Genomic DNA, 22676 nt, shown 5'->3' on the forward strand with positions numbered 1-22676 from the left:
AGGTCAAAAAATTATGGCTAAAATCATAGGCGGTTTAGCGGTTTCGCATACTCCCACCATTGGCTTTGCGGTCGATCACAACAAGCAGCAGGAAGGCGCATGGGCCCCGATTTTCGATGGCTTTGCCCCGATGCAGCGCTGGCTGGAGGAGAAAAAACCGGATGTGCTGCTGTATGTGTTTAACGATCACGTCACCTCCTTCTTTTTTGATCACTACTCGGCGTTTGTGCTGGGCATTGATGACGAATATGCCGTTGCGGATGAAGGCGGCGGCCCGCGCGATCTGCCGCCGGTAAAAGGCCATGCGGCGCTGTCACAACATATTGGTGCCAGCCTGATGGCGGATGAGTTCGATATGTCATTCTTCCAGGACAAAGCGCTGGATCACGGCCTGTTTTCGCCGCTGTCGGCGCTGGCACCGTGGCAAGGCGGCTGGCCGATGCAGGTGGTTCCGCTGGCGGTCGGCGTGTTGCAGTTCCCGATCCCGACGGCGCGTCGCTGCTATAAACTCGGCCAGGCGCTGAAGCGCGCGGTAGAAAGTTTCCCGGAGGATCTGAACGTTGCGGTGGTCGCGACCGGCGGCGTTTCACATCAGGTACACGGCGAGCGCTGCGGCTTCAACAATCCCGAATGGGATGCGCAGTTTATCGATCTATTGATTAACGATCCCGAACGTCTGACCGAAATAACGCTGGCTGAATACGCCACGCTCGGCGGCCTGGAAGGTGCGGAAGTGATTATGTGGCTGATCATGCGCGGTGCGCTGTCGGCCAATGTCGAGAAACTGCATCAGGATTACTATCTGCCTTCGATGACCGGGATCGCCACGCTGATCCTCGAAAATCAGTCACGCGAAGCGCCGGTCGATGTGCACCAGCGTCAGCGCGATAAGATCAACCTGCAGCTCAGCGGCGTGGAAAAACTGCCCGGCACCTATCCGTTCACCCAGGCGCGCAGCCTGAAAGCGCTGCGCATCAACCGCTTCCTGCACCGCATGATTCAGCCAGAATGGCGTAAGCGATTCCGCGAAGCTCCGCAGGTGCTGTATCAGGAGGCCGGGCTGAGCGCTGAAGAGCAAACGTTGATTACCCAGCTCGACTGGCGCGGCATGATCCATTACGGCGTCAGCTTCTTCCTGCTGGAAAAACTGGGTGCGGTGGTAGGCGTCTCTAACCTGCATATCTACTCAGCGATGCGCGGTGAAACGCTGGAACAGTTCCAGCAGACGCGCAATCAGCAGGTACTTTACTCGGTGGCGGGGAAAGCAGACTGATGTTTACGCAACCGGTCATCGACTGCCATCACCACGTTGTTGATCCAGTAAACTTTCCCTGGGCGCCCGAGAGCGCCTATAACCCGGACGGACACGAGCTGGCGACGCCGGATTACTATCGTGCTGTGATGCAGGCGTACAACATCCGCCACTCGCTGATTGTCGGCCCGACGTCGGGATATAACACCGATAACCGCTGCCTGCTGGATACCATCAAGCGCGGTGAGGGCCGTTTCAAGGGCATTGCCGTCACGCCGCGTGACGTGGAGAGCGACACGCTCGCCAGCCTGAAAGATCAAGGCATCGTCGGCATTGCGCTTAACGTGGCGATGCTGGGCACCGAGCCGTTTCTCCAGCTTGATGCCCTGATGGGCAGGCTGGCGGAGTTGGATCTCTTTGCCCAGATTCAGGTGCAAAACGATCAGCTACTGGCGCTGATGCCGCTGCTGTCACGCACCCGCACGCGTTTGCTGATCGATCACTCCGGTCGGCCTGACGTCAGCGCGGGCGTAGCACAACCAGCCTTTCAGGCGCTGCTGTCGCTGGCCGGCCAGCAGCGCACCAGCGTCAAGCTCTCCGGGCTGGCGAAATTCTCCCGGCAGCCCTATCCCTTCAGCGATGGACATCCCTATTTGCTGGCATTGCTGGACGCTTTCGGCGCGGAAAACTGCATGTGGGGATCGGACTGGCCTTTCCTGCGCGCCAGTGAACGCATGGATATGGGCACGCAACTGCTGCTGATCGAACAGCTGATCCCCGATGAAAAGAGCCGCCGTCAGGTGCTTTGGCACACGCCACAGCGGCTGTTTGGTTTTACTGAATTACAGGAGTCACGATGAGAACCATCTATGTACTGAACGGCCCGAACCTCAATCTACTGGGCACCCGCGAGCCAGAAACTTACGGTTCCGACACACTGCAAAGCGTCGAAGCGCTGTGCCGCGCAACGGCGGAAGAGCTGGGCGTGACGATTGAGTTTCGCCAGACCAACCACGAAGGGGAAATGATTGAGTGGATTCAGCAGGCGCGTCTCGAAGCGCAGGCGCTGGTGATCAACCCGGCAGCGTGGACGCACACCTCGGTGGCGATCCGCGATGCGGTCACCGGCGTGGGGTTGCCGCTGTGGGAAGTGCACATCACCAACGTGCACAAGCGTGAGCCGTTCCGTCATCACTCCTATCTTTCCGACGTCGCACAAGGCGTGATCTGCGGCTACGGCATTCGCGGTTACCGCTATGCGTTGATGGAAGCGGCGCGCGCAGGTTGATTATTGGTCCTGTCCGCACACTTCACGCAGGCAGCGGATCAACGCATCCGCTGCCGGTGAGTGCAGACAGCCCGCCCGCACCGTTAGCCCGATAGCGCGATCGGTATCCGGCAAAGGCACCGGCAACGCCACCAGCGCGCCGGACGCCAGTTCCACTTCCAGCTGGTGCGCGGAGACCGCCGCCAGCATATCCGACTGCATCAGCAAGCCGCGCACCAACGCCAGATCGCCGGTCTCCACCACCGGATCGGGTGCCGGAATGCCCATCGCCTGAAAACTGTTATTCAGCAGATAACGTGCCGGCGTGGCCGAACGCGGTAGCACCCAACGCGCCGCGCGCAGATCATCGGTAGAGAGCTCACGTCCCACCAGCGGATGATCGTGACGCGCCAGCAGCACCATGCGTTCGGAGAACAGCGTCTCGCGCGTGACGTCCAGCGCATCTTCATCGCGGCGCAGCGCGCCAAAAATAAAATCGATATCGCCCGAGCGCATCTCCGAGGCCAGCACGCCAAAGGCGCTTTCACTGGTGACCACGCGCACGCCCGGATAGCGCGCCGTCAGCATCACGATCGCCTGCGGCAGGATACGCGTGCGTCCCAGCGGCAATGCGCCCACGCGCACCGTTCCCTCAAGTATTCCGCTGCGGGCAGCAATATCGGCCGGAATATGGCGCAATTCATTCAGCGCACGCCGCACGTTGGCTTCGATTTCACGTCCGGCCAGCGAAGGCATCATGCCGTGCGGCGTGCGCTCCAGCAGCGCGATGCCCGCGCCGTTTTCCAGCACGCGCAGCGCGGCGCTCACCGCCGGCTGGCTCAGTCCGAGACGTGCCGCTACCGTCTGCATATGCCGCGTCTGGCACAGCGTGATAAAAATTTGCAGCCGACGCACGTTAAACAGCCACAGCGGTTCCGCATCGCTACGCTGCGCACCGCGTCCCTGCAATTTAGCCAGCCGCTGCGGTACCTGATGCAGTTCCTCAATCGCCCGCAGCGCACGCGGCAGCACACATTTACCGAAGTCAGTCAGCATCATGCCGCCGGCGTGACGTTCAAATAGCGTGACGCCTAAGGTGAGTTCCAGTTCGCGAATAGCGCGGGTAATGGCCGACTGGGTGCGAAATAATTCATCCGCTGCCCGTGAGACACTGCCTTGTGCTACCACCTGACTAAATGCCCTGATTTGCATCAGATTTGTCAGCTCCTGCGTGCCCTTTTCCGCCATTTTTCCCTGCCTGTTTTCACTACCGATCGATGTCGCAATATAAATAAAACGCATACCCGCTGCAATGAAATGAATTATCGCCGCCAGGTGGGCAGTGACAGCATGGAAAAAAACAGCGGAGGAGTATGCCATGACTAACAACACCCCAAAAAAAACCGCGCTGGTGGTCAGCGCTCACTCAGCGGATTTTGTCTGGCGCGCCGGCGGTGCCATCGCGCTGCACCATGCTCAGGGCTATGACGTCCATGTTGTCTGCCTCTCATTTGGTGAGCGCGGCGAATCGGCCAAGCTGTGGCGCAAGGGGGAGATGAGCGAGGCGAAAGTCAAAGCCGCCCGCCGCAGCGAGGCGCAGGCCGCCGCCGAGATCCTCGGTGCCAGCATTGAATTTTTTGATCTCGGCGATTATCCGCTGCGTGCCGATAAAGAAACCCTGTTCCGCCTCGCGGACGTCTATCGCCAGGTGCAGCCGCACTTTGTTCTTACCCATTCCTTGCAGGATCCCTACAACTACGATCACCCGACGGCCACGCATCTGGCGCAGGAGGCGCGCATTATCGCCCAGGCCGAAGGCTACCGTCCGGGCGAAAAAATCGTCGGTGCGCCGCCGGTGTACTGCTTCGAACCGCACCAGCCTGAGCAGTGCAACTGGAAGCCGGATGTGCTGCTGGATATCACCTCAGTGTGGGACAAAAAATATCAGGCGATTCAGTGCATGGCCGGGCAGGAACATCTGTGGGAATACTACACGCGCGTGGCGCAGCAGCGCGGCGTGCAGGCCAAGCGTAACGTCGGCATTACCACCCGCCGCGACATCATTTATGGCGAAGGTTATCAGAGCATCTTCCCGCGCGTGACGGAGGATCTGGCATGAGCATCATCGCGAAAAAAGGCGTCGCGGTGCGCCACATCCCGCGTGCGGCAGCCACCGATATCGACGCGCTGGCGCGCTTTGGCGTCGCCACCGTGCATGAAGCGCAGGGGCGCAAAGGCTTGCTCGATCCCGCCCTTCGCCCGATTCAGCAGGATTGTGCCATCGCGGGCAGCGCGGTCACCGTGCTGGTCGCACCCGGCGATAACTGGATGTTTCACGTCGCGGTGGAGCTCTGCCAGCCGGGCGATGTGCTGGTGGTCGCGCCAACCTCGCCGTGCAGCGACGGCTTCTTCGGCGATCTGCTGGCGACCTCGCTGCAGGCGCGCGGCGTGCGCGGGCTGGTGGCGGATGTCGGTGTGCGCGATAGCCGCACGTTGCGTGAGATGGGCTTTGCCGTCTGGTCGCGTGCGGTATATGCGCAGGGCACGGTGAAAGAGACGCTCGGCTCGGTGAATGTGCCGCTGGTGTGTGCCGGGCAGCTGATCTGGCCGGGTGACGTTATCGTCGCCGATGACGACGGCGTGGTGGTGGTGGCACGCGATGAAGCTGCCAGCGTGGCGGCCAAAGCGCGTCAGCGTGAAGAGCTGGAAGAGAGCAAACGCCTGCGTTTAGCGGCCGGTGAGCTGGGCCTGGATATCTATCAGATGCGCCCGCGCCTGGCGGAAAAAGGACTGCGCTATCTCGACACGCTCGATCAACTGGAGGAATAAACCATGCGCCAGCGTCGCATTCCCTGCTTACTGATGCGCGGCGGCACCTCCAAAGCCGCCTGCTTTCTGACACAGGATCTGCCAGCCGAACCGGCGGCCCGCGATCGGGTACTGCTGGCGGTGATGGGTTCGCCCGATATCCGTCAAATTGACGGCCTCGGCGGGGCCGATCCGCTCACCAGCAAAGTGGCGATCGTCAGCGCTTCACACCGTGACGATGCCGATGTCGATTACCTGTTTGCCCAGGTCAACGTCGATCAAGCCCGCGTCGATTACGGGCAAAACTGCGGCAATATCCTCGCCGCCGTCGGCCCTTTCGCCGTCGAACGCGGGCTGGTCAAGGCAGGCAGCGAACGCACCCGTGTGCGCATTTTCATGCAGAACACCGGGCAGATTGCCGAGGCGGTGTTCGCCACGCCCGACGGTGAAGTCGACTATGACGGCGACTTACGCATTGATGGCGTACCGGGCAGCGCAGGCGAAATCGCCCTCACCTTCAAAGATATTGCCGGATCGAGCTGTGGCGCGCTGTTGCCAACCGGTCAGCCGCGCGATCGTTTTGATGGCATCGACGTCACCTGCATCGACAACGGCATGCCGGTGATCCTGGTGCGTGCAGCGGATGTCAATCGCAGCGGCTATGAAAGCCGCGACGCGTTAGATAACGACAGCGAGCTCAAGCAGCGGCTGGAGTCGATCCGCCTGCAGGCCGGGCCGCGGATGAATTTAGGGGATGTCAGCCAGCGAACAGTGCCCAAAGTCACGTTGCTGGCCGAAGCGCGTCACGGTGGCGCCATCAGCTCACGCACCTTTATTCCGCACCGCTGCCACGCCTCGATTGGCGTGCTTGGCGCGGTGAGTGTCGCCAGCGCCTGCCTGATCCCCGGCAGCGTCGCCGACGGACTGGCACGCACCAGCCAGCAACCTCAACAGCGCCTGAGCGTGGAACATCCCAGCGGTGAATTTAGCGTGCTGCTACAGCGCGAAGGCGATAACCCGCTGGCGGGCTGCGGTCTGTTGCGCACCGCGCGTGCCATTTTCGTCGGTGAAGTCATGATTCCGGCGGCGGTCTGGCCCTTCAGCAAGGAGTAATTGATGAACATCACCTTTATCGGTTTTGGCGAAGCGGGCGGCATTCTCGCCCATGATTTACAGGCGCAGGGCAATGCGGTGACGGTATGGGATCGCAAAGCCCTGGCGGCGGAAACCCTGTCCGCGCTGCAGCAAAAAGCGCAGCAGAGCGGCGTGCGGCTGGCCGCTTCGCTGGCGGATGCATTACAGGACGCCGCGCTGGTGTTCTCCACCGTTACCGCGTCGCAGGCCCTCAACGTGGCGCAGCAGGCGGCAGCGCGGTTACAGGCCGGGCAGCACTTTCTCGATCTCAACTCGGTGGCACCGCACACCAAACGCGCCGCGGCTGAAGTGATTCACGCTGCGGGTGCCAGCTATATCGACGTGGCGGTGATGGCGCCGGTGCCGCCCAAGCGGCTGGTGACGCCGCTGCTGATTGGCGGCGCTCAGTCTGCACAGGTGCAGCCGCTGCTGCAACAGCTGGGCCTCAACAGCCGCCTGCTGGGTAGCGAAGTGGGTGAAGCTTCAGCGATTAAGATGTGCCGCAGCGTGATGATCAAAGGCCTCGAGGCGCTGACCACCGAATGTTTGAGCGCGGCGCGCCAGTATGGCGTAGAGCAAGCGGTGCTCGACTCGCTGCACGCCAGTTTCCCGTCGCTGGGCTGGGACGATCAGCTGCCGCACTACCTGATTAGCCGCGTGGCGGAGCACGGCCAGCGACGCGCCGAAGAGATGCAGGAAGTGGTGAAAACGCTGCAGGACGTCAAGGTACCGGCCGCCATGAGCGCAGCGATTGTTGCCACGCAGCAAGGGCTGATTGATGCGTTAAACGCCCGCTCTCTGCGCTATCAACAACTGAAGCCGTTCGTCTGGCAACAGACGCTGGATAAGATCTATCCACCTCAATGAGTTATATGCATAGAGGTATGCGTTTTGTTTATCGGCAATTGTTTACATTTTTGTAACAGCGTAGAGTAAGCGAGACGAGAAGCAGGTTTTAAAACAATAACTATCGGAAGCAAAACATGAAGATTAGAGCATCTGTCGCCCTTTCCCTGCTGCTGGCAGCGGGTATTGGCCAGGCCAGCGCCGCCGCGCTGGACGCCAGCCACACCAACCAGGTAATGACCAGTGTCAAAAACAGCATCAGCGCGCAGCACAGCACCGGCTGTGTAGCGGTGGTTGATGCCAGCGGTACGCTGCTGGCCTTCCAGCGCCTTGACGGCGCATCGCCGGGCTGCGTCGATGCCGCCATTGGTAAAGCGCGCACCTCGGCGCTGTATCACGCCCCTTCCCTGAAATTTATGCAGCGTCTGCAGAGCGGCGAAACCACGGTACTCGCCATCCCGCACGCGGTGGCGCTCGGCGGCGGTTTCCCGCTCACGCTGCAGAATGAAGTGGTCGGCGCCGTCGGCGTCAGTACCCCCAAACAGGATCTGGATAACCAGGCTTCAGAGGTTGCCGCTCAGGCGCTGAAATAACTTTCGGGAATTTCCATGATGACTCTTTCACGCCGCCGGTTGCTGACCGGCACGGCGGGCCTGATGGTGGCTGGCGTCCTGACGCAGGCGCTCCCCGGCAGTTTGGCTTTCGCCTCGCCACCGCTGGCCGCCGCAGTGGCACCGTCCGCCAGTTTTACTGCGATTTCCGCCCGATTAACCGGACTGGACCAGCCGGATGCCCTGCTGGCACAGCGCCTCTACAGCTGGCTGCACGCACGTTTTCCGCAGCTGGACAGCCAGCTCGATACGCTCAGCGCGCTGCTGCAGCAACAACCTGCCGCCAACGGCAGCAGCCTGCTGGCGCTGCTGAGTACCCAACCCAAAGCACTCGACGATCTTTATCAGGCGCTGGTTTCCGGCTGGTATCTCGGCATTGTCGGCCCGCTGCCGCGTCCGCAATGTATCGCTTTTGAGAATATCGTCAGCTATCAGCTGGTGCGTGATTCCCTGTTACCACCGAGCTACGCGCCGGGGCAACCTAACTTCTGGACGCAGCCGCCTGCAAGGAGAGCACATGTCTGATTCATTAAGCGCCGATGTGGTGGTGATTGGCGCCGGCATTGCCGGTTCACTGGCGGCGCTGAAGATGGCCAAAGCAGGCGCTTCGGTATTGATGCTGGAGTCCGGCCCGGAGATTAAGCGCGATCAGGCGGTGGAGTATTTCCGCAACTCGCCGTTTAAGGGCGACTTCACCGAACCGTATCCGCCGCAGCCGTGGGCACCGCAGCCTAAATTCATTCCCAGCGATAACAATTACCTGATTCAAAAAGGCCCGGATCCCTATCGCGCCCAATATCTGCGCGGCACCGGCGGCACCACATGGCACTGGGCTGGACAAGCGTTCCGCCTGTTGCCGAACGATATGCGCATTCAGTCGCTGTACGGTATTGGCCGCGACTGGCCGATCAGCTATGACGAGCTGGAACCCTATTACTGCGACGCCGAATACCAGATGGGCGTGTCCGGTGACAGCGATCTGGCTTCGCCGCGTTCGCGCCCTTATCCGCTGCCGGGCATTCCGCTGCCGTATGGCTTCGATCGTCTGAAGCAGCGACTCGGTCCGCTGGGTTATGAGGTGGGCATTGGTCCGCAGGCGCGTAACAGTATCGCCTATGACGGTCGCCCGGCCTGCTGCGGCAACAACAACTGCATGCCGGTTTGCCCGATCGATGCGCAGTACCACGGCGGCATCGCCGCGCGTAAGGCGCTGGATGCCGGTGTCAAAATCGTCACTAATGCGGTGGTGTTCCGCATTGAGGCTGACGACAAAGGCACCATTCAGGCGGTGCACTATCTCGATCAGAACAAAGCGCGCCATCGCGTCACTGGCAAACAGTTTGTCCTGACCGCCAACGGCATCGAAAGCCCGAAAATCCTGCTGCTCTCCACCAGCGATCGCTACCCGAACGGCATTGCCAACAGTTCCGGCATGGTGGGCCGCAACCTGATGGACCATCCCGGATCGTCAGTGGAGTTCTACGCCGATGAGCCGGTGTGGTTTGGCCGTGGGCCGATGCGTCCTGGCAGCATCAACAATATGCGCGACGGCGATTTCCGTGGTGAGCGCTCGGCGCTGCGTATCGACCTCGCCAACACCTCGCCGGTGCGTTATCTCACCGAACGTCTGGTGCGTCAGGGCTATTACGGCAAGGCGCTTAACGACAAGCTGGCCTTCCAGGCCGAGCGTTTTGTTCAGCTCAAGTGTCTGCTGGAGATGCTGCCGGAGCCGCAGAACCGCGTCACGCTGAGCAAAACCGAGAAGGATGCCTGGGGCATTCCCCGCCTCGAGGTTTACTACCGCTTCCCGGACTACGTGCATCGCGGCTATGACCAGTCGATGATCGACTTCCAGCGCATGGTGAAAGAGATGGGCGGCACCGAGGCGGTCTACAGCAAACGCGGCGTCTACGACAACAACCAACATATCACCGGTACCATGATCATGGGCAGCAATCCGCAGGATTCGGTGGTGGATGGTCACTGTCGCACCCACGATCACCCGAACCTGTTTATCGCCGGTACCGGTATTATGCCGTCGGCCTCGACGGTCAACTCAACGCTGACCGGAACCGCGCTGGCGCTGCGTATGGCCGATAGCGTTCTGGCAAGCTTGTAAGGAGCACCCGATGAAACCTGTATTGATTCAGGCCGCTATCGCGGTGGTCCTGATGCAGTGCGCCGTGGCGCAGGCGGCAGACAATGCCGCTCAAATTAAGCGCGGCGAATATCTGGCGCGCGCCGGTGACTGTACCGCCTGTCATACCGCCACCAACGGCCCGCTGTTTGGCGGCGGCTTTGCGGTCAGTACGCCTTTCGGCCAGATCTGGGGCAGCAATATCTCCTCTGATAAGCAGTACGGTATCGGCAGCTGGAGTGACGATCAGTTCGTTGCTGCGGTGCGCGACGGCATTGGCAAAAATGGCGAGCAGCTCTATCCGGCGATGCCGTATGACTCCTTTACCAAAATGAAGCGCGACGATGTGCTGGCAATCAAAGCCTATCTCATGTCGATGCCGCCGGTGCATCAGGCTTCACCGCAAACCGACCTGCCGTTCCCATTCAACCAACGCTGGGGCATGCGCTTCTGGAAGTGGTTTAACTTCGATAAAGGCGAATTGCAGAACGATACGCAGCAGAGCGCGCAGTGGAATAACGGCCGCTATCTGGTTGAAGCGCTGGCGCACTGCGGCACCTGCCATACGCCGCGTAATCTGACCATGGGCATGGACAACGATAAAGCATTGGCCGGCGGCGATCTCGGCGGCTGGATGGCGTACAACATCACACCCGATAAGCAGGCAGGCATCGGTGACTGGAGCCAGCAGCAGCTGGTGACCTACCTGAAAACCGGCTTTGTCGCCAACAAAGCCAGCGCCTCCGGGCCGATGGCCGAAGCGATTGAGCACAGCCTGCAATATCTGCCCGAGAGTGATCTGCAGGACATCGCCACCTATCTGCGCAGCGTTAAGCCGCAGCCGGACGCGCAGCAAACCCGCGCGCGCGACAGCTGGGGACAACCTTCCACCGCGCTGATTGCACTGCGCGGCGCCAATGACGCGACCCGCCATGCTCAGCCCGGTGCGGTGGTGTTTGCCGGTAACTGTGCCAGCTGTCACGGCGCGGAAGGTGCGGGATCGGGTAGCGGTTTCCATGCCTACCCATCGCTGTTCCATCACACCAGCACCGGCGCGGCAGATGCGCTGAACGTGGTATCGGTGGTCCTCAACGGTGTGCATCGCCATATGCGCGAGGGCGAAGTCTTTATGCCGCCTTTTGCGCCTGAGCTGAGTGACCAGCAGGTGGCGGATGTCAGTAACTTTGTTACCCAGCAGTTTGGTAATCCGGCGGCGGCCAAAGTGGATGCGAAGCAGGTAAAAGGGTTAAGAGAGGATGCAAAACTGGCTTCACCCCCGATTTACGGTCAGGGAGATAAGCCTTAATTACTGCACTCGGCGGCGCAGGGCGCGTCGCCGAGGTAGCACGCGTTACTGATAATTCACCGTCACTTCACTGCTCACCACGCGTAAGCCGGGCGGCAAAGCGCCCTTCCCCTGGAAGCCAAATGCCAGATGCAGCGTCTCTTCCGCCGCCACGTTGGCTAAGCCGCGCGTACTGCCGCTGGCGCCTTCAATCTCGACACAACGATCGCCCGCACACAAGCGCACCACCAAACCCGAGGGCGCAGGACGGCTGAGCTGATAACGCCAGTACACCAGCGAAATATTGCCCGGCGCGCTGGAAGGCGCACGCAGCGCAGGCGTCATCAGCCAGTTACCGCGCACGCCAAGGCTTGGGCCGCTGGCGTTGGCTGTCCAGGCACCGCTGGACGCATCAACAGCCAGCGGCAGCGCCATCAACGGCATCAGCATTACTGCCCAGCACCAGCGACGCATTACTTGCCTCCAATGGTGGCGGTCATGCGGATTTGACGGTTGTCGGTCAGCTCCATATTCGACAGCACAATCAGCTGCGGCAGATTGCGCCGCAGGAAGCGTGCCAGCAACGCACGCAGCGGATGATTGACCAGCAGCACCGGCGGCGCGCCTGCCATCTCTTGCTGCTGCAGTGCGCCTTGCGCCTGCACCAGTAAGCGATCTGCCAGACCTGGCTCGAGTCCACCGCCGCCTTGCAGCGCCTGCAGCAGCAGGCGTTCCAGCGTGGCATCGAGGCCGATCACCTGCACTTCGCCGTTGCCCGGGAACCACTGTTGGGTAATCGCCCGTCCCAGCGCCACACGCACAACGCTGGTGAGCTCTTGCGGATCGTTCTGCACCGGCGCATGTTCCGCCAGCGTTTCAATAATGGTGCGCATATCGCGAATCGAGACGCGCTCGGTCAGCAGGTTTTGCAGCACTTTGTGCAGCGTAGTCAGCGTGATGACACCCGGCACCAGATCTTCGGTCAGCTTCGGCATCTCTTGCGTGACGCGATCCAACAGCTGCTGCGCTTCCTGACGGCCAAACAGCTCGCTGGCGTATTGGCCAATCAGGTGATTGAGGTGCGTCGCCACCACGGTGCTGGCTTCCACCACGGTAAAGCCCTGAATCTGCGCCTGCTCTTTCAGGGCGCTGTCGATCCAGATCGCCGCCAGACCAAAGGCCGGATCGACGGTTGGCTCGCCCGGCAGCGAACCAGCAGCCGTGCCAGGGTTGATCGCCATCCAGCGGCCCGGATAAGCGTCGCCGCTGCCAATTTCTACGCCTTTCATCAGGATGCGGTAACGCGCGGGTGGCAGTTCCATGTTGTCACGAATATGCACCACCGGCGGCAGGAAGCCCACCTCTTGTGCCACCTTCTTACGAATACTGCGGATACGCCCCAAAAGTTCGCCGTTTTGCAGGTGATCGACCATCGGAATCAGGCGATAACCCACTTCCATACCGAGCGAATCTTCCAGCTGCACATCGGTCCACGACGCTTCCACCGTGGCCGGCGTTTCCTGGGTTTTCACCAGGCTTGAGGCTTCGGTTGGTTTCTTCGGCTGCATTTCGCGACCGCGTAACCACCAGGCAAGTCCTAATAGCGCAGCGGTAAACAGCAGGAACACCAGGTTTGGCATGCCCGGCACCAGGCCGAGCAAACCAATCACGCCGCCGCTCAGCATCAGCACGCGCGGGTTCTTGAATAGCTGCGTTACCATCTGCTCGCCGACGTCCTGATCGGTGCCCACGCGCGTTACGATGACACCTGCGGCGGTGGAGATCACCAGCGCTGGAATCTGTGCTACCAGGCCGTCACCGATGGTCAACAGCGTGTAGGTTTCACCGGCGTGACCGAGATCCATGCCGTGCTGCACCACGCCGACCAACAGGCCGCCGATGATGTTGATCACCATGATCAGGATGCCGGCGATGGCGTCACCACGAACGAACTTACTCGCACCGTCCATTGAGCCGTAGAAATCGGCTTCCTGCGTCACTTCGGTACGGCGTTGCTTGGCTTCCTGTTCGCCAATCAAGCCGGCGTTGAGGTCAGCATCAATCGCCATCTGCTTACCGGGCATCCCATCCAGCACAAAACGCGCGCCGACTTCGGCAATACGTCCCGCACCCTTGGTGATAACCATGAAGTTGATGATAACGAGGATGATGAACACCACGATACCGATGGCGAAGTTACCGCCAACGAGGAAGTGACCGAAGGCTTCCACCACGCGTCCGGCCGCATCGGCGCCGGTATGGCCCTCCAACAGAATGATACGGGTTGACGCAACATTCAGCGCCAGACGCAGCAGCGTCGAGAACAGCAGAATGGTCGGGAAGGCGGCGAACTCCAGCGTGCGCTGGGTGAACATTGCCACCAGCAGCACCATGATCGACAGCGCAATGTTAAAGGTGAACAGCAGGTCAAGAATGAATGCGGGTAACGGCAGCACCATCATCGACAAGATCAACATGATCAGTACCGGGCCCGCCAGCACTTGCCATTGCGTGTCTTTAAAGTTGCCCGGTAAACGCAGCTTCTCGGCTAAATTAGCCATCGTTAGTGTTCTCTCCTGCAAAGTCCATGTCTGCCGGAACCGGCAGGTTTTTTGGTTTGTTTGGAATCAGGCCGCCTTCGCGCTTCCAGCGTCGCAGCTGCCAAACCCAGGCCAGCACTTCCGCTACCGCGCCATACAGCGCGCCGGGGATGAACTGACCAATTTCGGTGTGTCGATACAACGCACGCGCCAGCGGCGGTGCTTCAAGAATCGGGATGCGGTGCTCTTTGGCGAGCTCACGAATCTTCAGGGCGATATCGCCCGCGCCTTTTGCCACCACTTTGGGCGCGCTCATCTTGCCTTCCTGATACTTCAGCGCCACCGAGTAGTGCGTCGGGTTAGTGACGATAACGTCGGCTTTCGGTACATCGGCCATCATGCGACGGCGTGCCGCCGCGCGCATCGCCTGGCGAATACGCCCTTTAACGTGCGGGTCGCCTTCGTTTTGTTTGTGTTCGTCGCGAATTTCCTGGCGCGTCATCTTCAGCTTTTTGAAGTAGCTGTAGAGCTGCCAGAACACATCAAAACCCACCATCGGGAACAGGCCCAGCATGATCAGCCCACAGCAGGCGGCGATCATCGACAAACCATGATGTAGCGCGTTGATCGGCGATTCGCTCATCAAACGCAGCATCTCTTCCCAATGGCTCCAGATGTACCAACCGGCCACCAGCCCAACCAGCACCGCTTTCATGATCGATTTCACCAGCTCTGCAGCGGTTTGGCCGGAGAACATGCGGCCAATACCGGTGAGCGGGTTGAGCTTTTTGAGATCGAACTTAATGGATTTGCCGCTGAAGTTAAGGCCGCCCAGCGCCATCGGCCCGGCAATCGCCACCACCACTAAGCCGCCCATCAGCGGCAGCAGCGCGATCACCGCCTGCTTAATCAGGCTGCCGATATGACCAATGATCACTTTGTCATCGTTTACCATGCCGTGATCAAAACGAAATCCGGTGGCGACCATGCTGGCCAGACGCTCCGCCATGCTGTTGCCGCCGACCCACAGGATCAGCAATCCAATCAACAGCATCATCACTGAAGTCAGCTCGCGCGAACGCGGAATCTGCCCCTCCTCACGCGCTTTTTCAAGTCGGTGGGGCGTGGGCGATTCTGTTTTGTCCTCGTTACTCTCTTCAGCCACGACTTACCTCAGCTGGCAGGAATTCTGAGCATAGAATGCCAAAACCCTGACAGGCTAAAGCGCGGATTAAAGGGGGGAAATGTGAGCTTATTTAGCCATAAGTGAAATTGCGGGCTGATTGGTCGCCATAAATGGCGCCGCTACATTGCTCGAATGTGCATTAATCCTGACCGGTTGGCGATAAAAGTGCACCACGTCACCCACCAACAATAACGCCGGCGATTGGGCTTGTTGCACCTCAACAGTGTGTGCCAGCTCAGCCAGCGTAGTGATCATCACCCGCTGATCGGCACGCGTGCCATTCTCAATGATTGCCACCGGCGTCTGCGCGTTGCGGCCCTGCGCCTGCAGCTGTGCGCTGATGCTGGCGCTCCACTTCAGCCCCATATAAAACACCAGCGTCTGGTTATTGGCGGCGAGGCTGGCATCATCCAGCTGCGGTTCACCGCTTTTGCCGTGACCGGTAATTAACCGCAGCGACTGTGCGCAATCACGGTGCGTTAGCGGAATGCCGCTGGCTGCCGCGCATCCGGCGGCGGCGGTAATACCCGGCACGATCTGGCAGGCTATTCCCGCCTGTTGCAGATAGAGCATCTCTTCACCGCCGCGCCCGAAAATAAAGGGATCGCCGCCTTTGAGCCGCACCACTTGCCGCCCGCTGCGGGCTAAATCCACCAGCAGCTGATTAGTTTGCGCCTGCTTTAACCCGTGGCTGCCGGGCTTCTTGCCGACATCAATCGCCAGCGTCTCCGGCGGCACTTCCGCCATGATCGCCTCGCTCACCAACCGGTCATACACCACAACGTCGGCGCTGTTGATCAGCCTCCATGCTTTTAAGGTGAGCAGTTCTACGTCTCCCGGCCCAGCCCCAACCAGCCAGACGCCACCTTGCGCGTGTTCGCCGTCACGCGGATTAAACAGCTTGTCGAGGGATTCACTGGCTTGCGTCATGATGTTTTCCGTTACTGCGCCACGCGCAGAGATGAGAGCAGTTGTTTGAGCTCCGGGATACAGGAGCCACAGTTGGTGCCGCATTTCAACACCGCGCCGAGCGCTGCCGGGGAATCACAGCCCTCAGCGATGGCCCGGCGAATCGCCACTTCACCGACGCCAAAGCAGCTGCAAAGGGTACGTCCGTGGCTGCCGCCCTGCGCCGGTCGCCCGCCCAACAGCGCATGTCGCTGCTGCGGCAAATCGGGCGGCTGGCTGAAGGCCCGCGCGATAAATGGGTGATCGATGTCTGGTAGCCAGGGCGCGGCATAAAAGGCGCATGCCAACTTGCCCTCGCGCCAGCCAAGCCAGTGCAATTGCTGTCCCGCCTGCGCCTGCTGCCATTGCAATGCGGACATGCCCGGCAGTTGCATCAGCCATTCGCCAGCATGAGCGCTGCCCGCCAGCACATAGCGCTGCACGCCGGGCTGTGGGGCTCGCGACCAGTAGAGTAGTGCAGGCGGCGTGATGATGTCCGGCAGCCACAGCCAGCCTTGCCACGCTGGACGCAGTAGTTGCAAGCGCACCGCCGTTTGTTTTAACGCTGGCTGAGCGGAATCGGGACAACAGCTGGCCGCGACTAATCCATCGACGTTGGCCTGCCCGCTGAACTGTCTTGTCCAGTGCATCGGCACAAAGATTTGCCCACGCTGCAGGCCGCTGTCGAGGGTGACGCGTCCACTGCACCAGCCCAGCGCCGACTGCACGCGCGTCACATCGCCGTGGCTCAAGCCGTACGCCGCCGCATCCAGCGGATTTAGCGCGACAAAGGGTTCATCGTAATGCTGCATCAGTCGCGGCACGTTGCCGGTGCGCGTCATGGTGTGCCACTGATCTCGGATGCGGCCGGTATTCATCAGCAGCGGATAATCAGTGGTCATGATGGTTTTAACCGGTATCGCGGGCGGCAGCAGACACGCTTTTCCATCGGCATGGTAAAAGCGGCGATCGGCAAACAGCCGCGCGGTGCCGTTGGGTGACGCGGCAGTGATCGGCCACTGCACCGGGGCTAACTGGTCATATTGCTCACGCGTGATGGTTGCCAGCGCGCTGATATCAAAGGCGCGCGTGCCGCGATTCTCAAAACCAGACAGCGCGGCATGCTCGGCGAAAATCTCGCCTGGATGCTGCCAGGCAAAGGCCGCGCCAAAACCGAGTCGCTGCGCCACCTGCGCCAGCAGCCACCAATCCGCTTTGGCCTCACCGGCTGGCGCAATAAAACTGCGCTGGCGTGAGATACGCCGCTCCGAATTGGTCACGGTGCCGTTTTTCTCGCCCCATGCCTGCGCCGGCAGTAGCACATCAGCAAATTGTGCCGTGTCGCTGTGGGCGCTGACTTCCGACACCACCACCAGCTCGCATTTCGCCAGCGCGTGTGCCACGCGGTTACCTTCCGGCATCGAAACGGCAGGATTGGTACCCATGATCCACACTGCCTTGACGTCGCCGCGTTCGATGGCATTGAACAGATAAACTGCCGTCAGTCCCGGCTGCTGCGCAACACGATCGCTCCGCCAAAAGCGCGCAACACGATCAACCTCTGCTGCGCTAAAGCCCATGTGCGCCGCCAGCTGATTGGCTAAGCCGCCCACTTCACGGCCGCCCATGGCGTTGGGCTGTCCGGTCAGCGAAAACGGTCCGCAGCCCGCACGGCCGATTTTGCCGCTGAGCAGATGCGCATTGAGGATGGCGTTGTTGTTATCGCTGCCGGTTTGTGACTGATTGATGCCCATGCACCACAGCGTCAGCACGCGCGGCTGCGCTGCGAACAGCTGCCAAAATGCCACAATGTCATGCTCACTCAGCTGGCAGGCAGCGGCGACCGTCGCCACATCCCACGCCTCACAGGCGGCTAAGGTCGCTTCCACATTGGCCAGATGCGGCAACATACTGGCATCGATACCCTCATGGTGCGCCAGCCAGTTCAGCAGCCCGGCAAACAGCGCGCTATCAGATCCCGGTTGCAGCGCCAGATGAACATCAGCAAGGTCACAGCTGGCAGTACGACGCGGATCGATCACCACCAGCTGCATCTCAGGGCGTTCGGCTTTGGCCTGCACCAGCCGCTGCCACGCCACTGGATGCGCCCATGCCGCGTTGGAGCCGACTAACACCACAACATCGGCTTGTTCAAGATCGTCATAGCAGCACGGCACCGCATCGGCACCGAAAGCGCGTTTGTAACCCACCACCGCCGAAGCCATACACAGCCGTGAATTGGTATCGATGTTGGCAGAGCCAATAAAGCCCTTCATCAGCTTATTGGCGGTGTAATAATCCTCCGTTAGCAGTTGACCGGAGCCGTAAAAGGCCACCGCCTGCGGGCCATGTTGATCGATGATGCGCCGGAAACCCGCCGCCACATGATCCAGTGCGGCATCGATACTGACGCGCTGACCATCAATCTGCGGCCAGAGCAAACGACCGTCATGCATCAGGGTCTCGCCCAGCGCTGAACCTTTGACGCACAGCCGACCGAAATTAGCCGGATGCTGGCGGTCGCCGCTCACCGGCGCATCGAGGGCTTTCACCTCCACGCCACAGCCCACGCCGCAGTACGGACAGGTGGTTTTCATGAGGCCGCCGCCAGCGCAATAATCGGCTGATGCCCGAGCCACACTTTGCCGCCCTCCACGCGCACCGGCCAGCAGCGCAGCTGATGCTCGGCGTTATCGAGACTTTGTCCGTCGCGCAGCCGCACGCGCTGCTTGTAGAGCGGTGATATCACCACCGGCTCGCCCGCTACGTCGCCGAGAATGCCACGCGACAGCACGCTGGCTTGCGTGCCGGGCTCAATATCTTCCAGCGCATAAATCGCCTCGCCCAAGCGGAACAAGGCCACACGCTGACCGCCTAACCGCGCACCCATGCCCGCAGACGGCGGGATAGCGTCGACAAGGCAAATGGCACTCCAGGGTTCTGCCGGCAACGTGGTAACGGGAATGCTGTCCGCCGTCGCGGGCTGACGCTGACCGCGCACCTGCACATAGTTGAGCGTCTCGTCAGGCTGCTCGCTGTTGACGGTGGCGGTAAACAAGGCGCGACGCGAAGGATCCTGCAGCGTGCTGTGCCATTCGCACTGATAGCGCTCCACCACGCGCTGCATCTCCTGCTCCAGTTGCACGGCTATACCGAGTGAATCTTCGATCACCACCTGACGCAGGTAGTCGAGTCCGCCTTCCATGTTATCCATCCACACGCTGGTGCGCTGCAGACGATCGGCGGTGCGCACATAGAACATCAAGATGCGGTCAACGTAGCGCAGCAGCGTTTCATCATCGAGATCGCTGGCGAACAAATCGGCATGACGCGGTTTCATCCCGCCGTTGCCGCAGACATACAGGTTCCAGCCTTTTTCCGTGGCGATTACGCCAATGTCCTTGCTCTGCGCTTCAGCGCATTCACGCGTGCAGCCGGAAACCGCCATTTTAATTTTGTGCGGGGCGCGCAGCCCTTTGTAGCGATTCTCTAATGCGATGGCGAAGGCGGTAGAATCCTGCACGCCGTAACGGCACCAGGTTGACCCCACGCAGGATTTTACCGTGCGCAGCGATTTGCCATAAGCGTGACCGGTTTCAAAACCCGCCGCGATTAAGTGTTCCCAGATATCCGGTAACTGATCGAGCCGCGCACCGAACAGATCGATGCGCTGACCGCCGGTGATTTTGGTGTAGAGATCGTAACGAGCGGCTACTTCACCAATCGCAATTAGCCCTTGCGGCGTAATTTCACCGGCTGGCACACGCGGTACCACCGAATAGGTGCCATCTTTCTGGATGTTGGCGAAGTAGCGATCGTTGGTATCCTGCAGCGGCAGATGTTCGGGCTTCAGTAAGTAGTCATTCCAGCATGATGCCAGCAATGATCCCACCAGCGGCTTGCACACTTCACAGCCCTGTCCGCGTCCGTTGAGCTGCAATAGCTGCTCAAAGGTGGTGATGTTGCCGACGCGGATCAGGTGATATAGCTCTTGACGCGAGTAGGCAAAGTGTTCACAGATATCCTTCTTCACTTCCACGCCCTGACTGGCGAGCTGGAACTCCATCACCTGTTTGACTAATGCGCTACACCCACCGCAGCCGGTTGCCGCTTTGGTGCAGCTTTTGATCGCCGCCATGTCACCGCAGCCGCCCTGCACTGCCCCGCAAATGTCCGCCTTGCTGACGTTATGGCACGAGCAGATTTGCGCGCTGTCTGGCAACGCCGCGACACCCAGCGCTTTAGCCGGCGCACCCGCTAACTGGGGCAAAATCAGGCTTTCCGGCTCTTCTGGTAACGGTAACTGATTCAGCATCATCTGCAGCAGGCTGGCGTAATCTGCGCTGTCGCCCACCAGCACGCCGCCAAGCAGCGTTTTGCGATCTTTGCACACCACCAGTTTTTTGTAGATGCCCTTTGGATTATCGATCCACTGATAACTTTGGCTGTCAGCGGTGCGCCCGTGCGCATCGCCAAATGACGCCACTTCCACGCCGAGCAGTTTCAGTTTCGTGCTCATGTCGGCACCGCTGAACGCCAGTTCTTCCTGCGCCAGCTGCGCCGCCAGTACGCGCGCCATTTGATATCCCGGCGCAACCAAACCGAAAATTTGCCCTTGCCACAGCGCGCATTCACCAATCGCATAGACATCTGCGGCGCTGGTGGCGCAAGCGTCGTTGATCAGAATGCCGCCGCGTTCACCCAGTTGCAGACCGGCGGCGCGCGCCAGTGCATCACGCGGACGAATACCCGCTGAAAATACCAGCAGGTCCGTTGCCAGCAGGCTGCCATCGGCAAAACGCAGCTGCAGGCTGCCATCCGGCAGACTCTCAATCGCTTCAGTTTGCTTGCTGGTATGAACTTGAACGCCCAGCGCGCTGATTTTGCCGCGCAGCATCTGCGCGCCGCCGTCATCCAATTGCACCGCCATCAGACGCGGCGCGAACTCCACCACATGGGTTTCCAGACCGAGCTGTTTCAATGCGTTGGCGGCTTCCAGTCCGAGCAGCCCGCCTCCAATCACCACCCCGCGCGTCGCATTACGGGCACAGTCAGCAATCGCATCCAGATCGGCCAGTGTGCGGTATACAAAACAACGCGCGTGATCGTGGCCGGGAACCGGCGGTACAAACGGCACCGAGCCGGTCGCCAGCACCAGTTTATCCCAGGTCAATTCCGCGCCGCTGGCATCACGCAGGCTGCGTTTTGCACTGTCAATCGCCACCACTTCACAACCGCTGCGCAGTTCGACGCCGTGTTGCTGAAAGAAGTTATCGCTGACCAGTGACAAATCGTCCGCGCTTTTGCCGTTGAAGTATTCGGTAAGGTGCACGCGATCGTAGGCCATCTGCGGCTCGTCGCCGTATACCACGATGTGATAGTGCTGATGCAGTTCACGACTCACCAGCTGTTCGAGAAAATGGTGGCTGACCATGCCATGTCCAACCACGGCGAGAAGAGGTTTGCTCATCATCTGGCTTCCTGCAGCGCTTGGCTGCGTTGTGTTGTCGTCAAGACCGAACAGCGCGTTAATGCCCACCTGCGCGGCCTGTTGAAGTTGTGGTAGCAGCGTGCCTGCCGCCTGGCTGTCGCCAAACAGCAGCACGCCGCGCAGTGCGCCATTGCGCAAAAACAGTCGGCGATAGTGCTGGTGCAGCGGGTCAAAGCTGCTGATGGCGTCGCCTTCGCTGATATCGCCCGCACTGAACATCTCAATGCCGCTGACTTTCAGCCGCGTACCGTTTTCCTGATAGTGAAAGTCGGCCACGGGTTCACCCGCCAGTTGTGCTGCCAGCACGGCGGCCTGCGCCAGACAAGGCGCAATCAAGCCAAAGGTTTCGCCGCTGATTTCGCAGCACTCACCCAGCGCATACACATGCGGAAGCGCGGTTTGCAGTTGACGGTTAACCAGAATGCCGCGCTGGCAAGGCACGCCCGCCGCCTGCGCCAGCGCGATCTCCGGCAGCACGCCGATGGCGATCACCACCTGTTCCGCTGCGATAACCGCCCCATCGCCGAGCGTGACGCTTTCGGCGTCAATGGCCTGCAAAGTGACGCCGAGCCGACAGCGAATACCGCGCTGTGCCAGATGCTGCTGCAACAGCGCACCCGCTTTGGCATCCAGCTGGCGATCAAGCAGCCACGGACGATGATGCAGCAGCGTGACGTCACGTCCACGCTGACGCAGCGCCGCTGCGGCTTCCACGCCAATCAATCCGCCGCCCAGCAGCACCACCGGACCTTGCTGCGCGAGCATGGCCTCCACGTCTCGCACCGTGCGGAAACCCTGCACCTGTGGGCGATGGATGCCGGGCAGATCCGGCATGCGCGGCCTCGAACCGCAGGCGAACACCAGCTTGTCCCAGTGCAGGGTGCGCTGGTCGGTTAGTACTGTGCGCGTAGGGATATCCACCTGCAGCGCCTCTTCCCCCATCAGCAACTGCACCTGATGTGCCGCATACCATGCGGGTTCGTGGATCACCGTGTCAGCGAAGGCTTTTTCGCCCGCCAGCACCGGCGACAGCAGCACCCGGTTGTAATTGCCGTGCGGCTCACGGCCAATCACCGTGATGGCGTAGCGACCCGGTGCACGTTGCAGCAAGATTTCCACCATGCGCATCGCCGCCATGCCGTTCCCGATCACTACCAGTCGCTGCAACATG

General features: G+C 60.6%; 18 protein-coding genes. 11 read left to right on the forward strand and 7 right to left on the reverse strand.

The window, feature by feature from the left end; genetic code table 11:
* Positions 1-13 precede the first annotated feature (13 nt).
* The 3 genes from ACYAC5_RS11285 to aroQ are packed head-to-tail and all read left to right on the forward strand — an operon-like array spanning position 14 to position 2540.
* Positions 14-1273, forward strand: a complete 1260-nt coding sequence (locus ACYAC5_RS11285; RefSeq protein ID WP_462061754.1) for a gallate dioxygenase — start codon at positions 14-16, stop codon at positions 1271-1273.
* Positions 1273-2112 (forward strand): amidohydrolase family protein, encoded by an 840-nt coding sequence (locus ACYAC5_RS11290; protein ID WP_462061756.1) that lies wholly within the window; start codon positions 1273-1275, stop codon positions 2110-2112. The genes ACYAC5_RS11285 and ACYAC5_RS11290 overlap by 1 nt, the downstream gene beginning before the upstream one ends.
* The gene (gene aroQ / locus ACYAC5_RS11295) at positions 2109-2540 is read left to right on the forward strand and encodes a type II 3-dehydroquinate dehydratase (RefSeq protein WP_101764144.1); all 432 of its coding nucleotides are present in this window, start codon (positions 2109-2111) and stop codon (positions 2538-2540) included. Before ACYAC5_RS11290 ends, aroQ begins: the two co-directional genes overlap by 4 nt.
* On the opposite strand, the gene ACYAC5_RS11300 is transcribed toward aroQ, so the two are convergent.
* Entirely contained in the window at positions 2541-3767 is a 1227-nt protein-coding gene (locus tag ACYAC5_RS11300) for a LysR family transcriptional regulator (RefSeq protein WP_462061759.1), read from the reverse strand.
* 130 nt (positions 3768-3897) lie between these two features.
* On the opposite strand from ACYAC5_RS11300, the gene galB reads away from it, so the two are divergent.
* The 8 genes from galB (at position 3898) to ACYAC5_RS11340 (ending at position 11361) form a co-directional block, all read left to right on the forward strand.
* Positions 3898-4638, forward strand: a complete 741-nt coding sequence (gene galB, locus ACYAC5_RS11305) for a 4-oxalmesaconate hydratase (protein WP_462061761.1) — start codon at positions 3898-3900, stop codon at positions 4636-4638.
* Positions 4635-5348 carry a 4-carboxy-4-hydroxy-2-oxoadipate aldolase/oxaloacetate decarboxylase gene (locus ACYAC5_RS11310; protein WP_217546389.1) on the forward strand — a complete coding sequence of 238 codons (714 nt, stop codon included), beginning with the start codon at positions 4635-4637 and terminating at the stop codon, positions 5346-5348. Before galB ends, ACYAC5_RS11310 begins: the two co-directional genes overlap by 4 nt.
* 3 nt (positions 5349-5351) lie before the next feature.
* Positions 5352-6440, forward strand: a complete 1089-nt coding sequence (locus ACYAC5_RS11315) for a 4-oxalomesaconate tautomerase (protein ID WP_462061763.1) — start codon at positions 5352-5354, stop codon at positions 6438-6440.
* Between the two features lie 3 nt (positions 6441-6443).
* Positions 6444-7328, forward strand: a complete 885-nt coding sequence (locus ACYAC5_RS11320; RefSeq protein WP_462061764.1) for an NAD(P)-dependent oxidoreductase — start codon at positions 6444-6446, stop codon at positions 7326-7328.
* A 116-nt stretch (positions 7329-7444) separates the two neighbouring features.
* Positions 7445-7900 carry a GlcG/HbpS family heme-binding protein gene (locus tag ACYAC5_RS11325; RefSeq protein WP_462061765.1) on the forward strand — a complete coding sequence of 152 codons (456 nt, stop codon included), beginning with the start codon at positions 7445-7447 and terminating at the stop codon, positions 7898-7900.
* Between the two features lie 15 nt (positions 7901-7915).
* Positions 7916-8443, forward strand: a complete 528-nt coding sequence (locus ACYAC5_RS11330; protein ID WP_462061767.1) for a sugar dehydrogenase complex small subunit — start codon at positions 7916-7918, stop codon at positions 8441-8443.
* Complete coding sequence (locus ACYAC5_RS11335; RefSeq protein ID WP_192234142.1) at positions 8436-10037, forward strand: GMC family oxidoreductase; 1602 nt, start codon at positions 8436-8438, stop codon at positions 10035-10037. Before ACYAC5_RS11330 ends, ACYAC5_RS11335 begins: the two co-directional genes overlap by 8 nt.
* A 10-nt stretch (positions 10038-10047) precedes the next feature.
* Positions 10048-11361, forward strand: coding sequence for a c-type cytochrome (locus ACYAC5_RS11340; protein WP_462061768.1), 1314 nt, complete (start codon positions 10048-10050; stop codon positions 11359-11361).
* Between the two features lie 45 nt (positions 11362-11406).
* Here ACYAC5_RS11340 and flhE read toward each other — a convergent pair whose 3' ends face one another.
* The 6 genes from flhE to nirB form a co-directional block, all read right to left on the reverse strand.
* A complete protein-coding gene (flhE, locus tag ACYAC5_RS11345; RefSeq protein ID WP_192411668.1) occupies positions 11407-11814 on the reverse strand; it encodes a flagellar protein FlhE in 408 nt (135 codons plus the stop codon).
* Complete coding sequence (flhA, locus tag ACYAC5_RS11350; RefSeq protein ID WP_008110540.1) at positions 11814-13901, reverse strand: flagellar biosynthesis protein FlhA; 2088 nt, start codon at positions 13899-13901, stop codon at positions 11814-11816. The genes flhE and flhA overlap by 1 nt, the downstream gene beginning before the upstream one ends.
* Positions 13894-15045: a flagellar biosynthesis protein FlhB gene (flhB, locus tag ACYAC5_RS11355; protein WP_101764132.1), complete on the reverse strand. Its 1152-nt coding sequence runs from the start codon at positions 15043-15045 to the stop codon at positions 13894-13896. The genes flhA and flhB overlap by 8 nt, the downstream gene beginning before the upstream one ends.
* Positions 15046-15132: 87 nt before the next feature.
* Complete coding sequence (cobA, locus tag ACYAC5_RS11360; RefSeq protein ID WP_137385963.1) at positions 15133-15996, reverse strand: uroporphyrinogen-III C-methyltransferase; 864 nt, start codon at positions 15994-15996, stop codon at positions 15133-15135.
* An 11-nt stretch (positions 15997-16007) separates the two neighbouring features.
* Positions 16008-18611 (reverse strand): nitrate reductase, encoded by a 2604-nt coding sequence (locus ACYAC5_RS11365; protein ID WP_462061770.1) that lies wholly within the window; start codon positions 18609-18611, stop codon positions 16008-16010.
* Positions 18608-22675 carry a nitrite reductase large subunit NirB gene (gene nirB / locus ACYAC5_RS11370; RefSeq protein WP_462061772.1) on the reverse strand — a complete coding sequence of 1356 codons (4068 nt, stop codon included), beginning with the start codon at positions 22673-22675 and terminating at the stop codon, positions 18608-18610. The genes ACYAC5_RS11365 and nirB overlap by 4 nt, the downstream gene beginning before the upstream one ends.
* Between the last annotated feature and the right edge of the window lies 1 nt (position 22676).

Source organism: Pantoea sp. y20 (assembly GCF_054903455.1).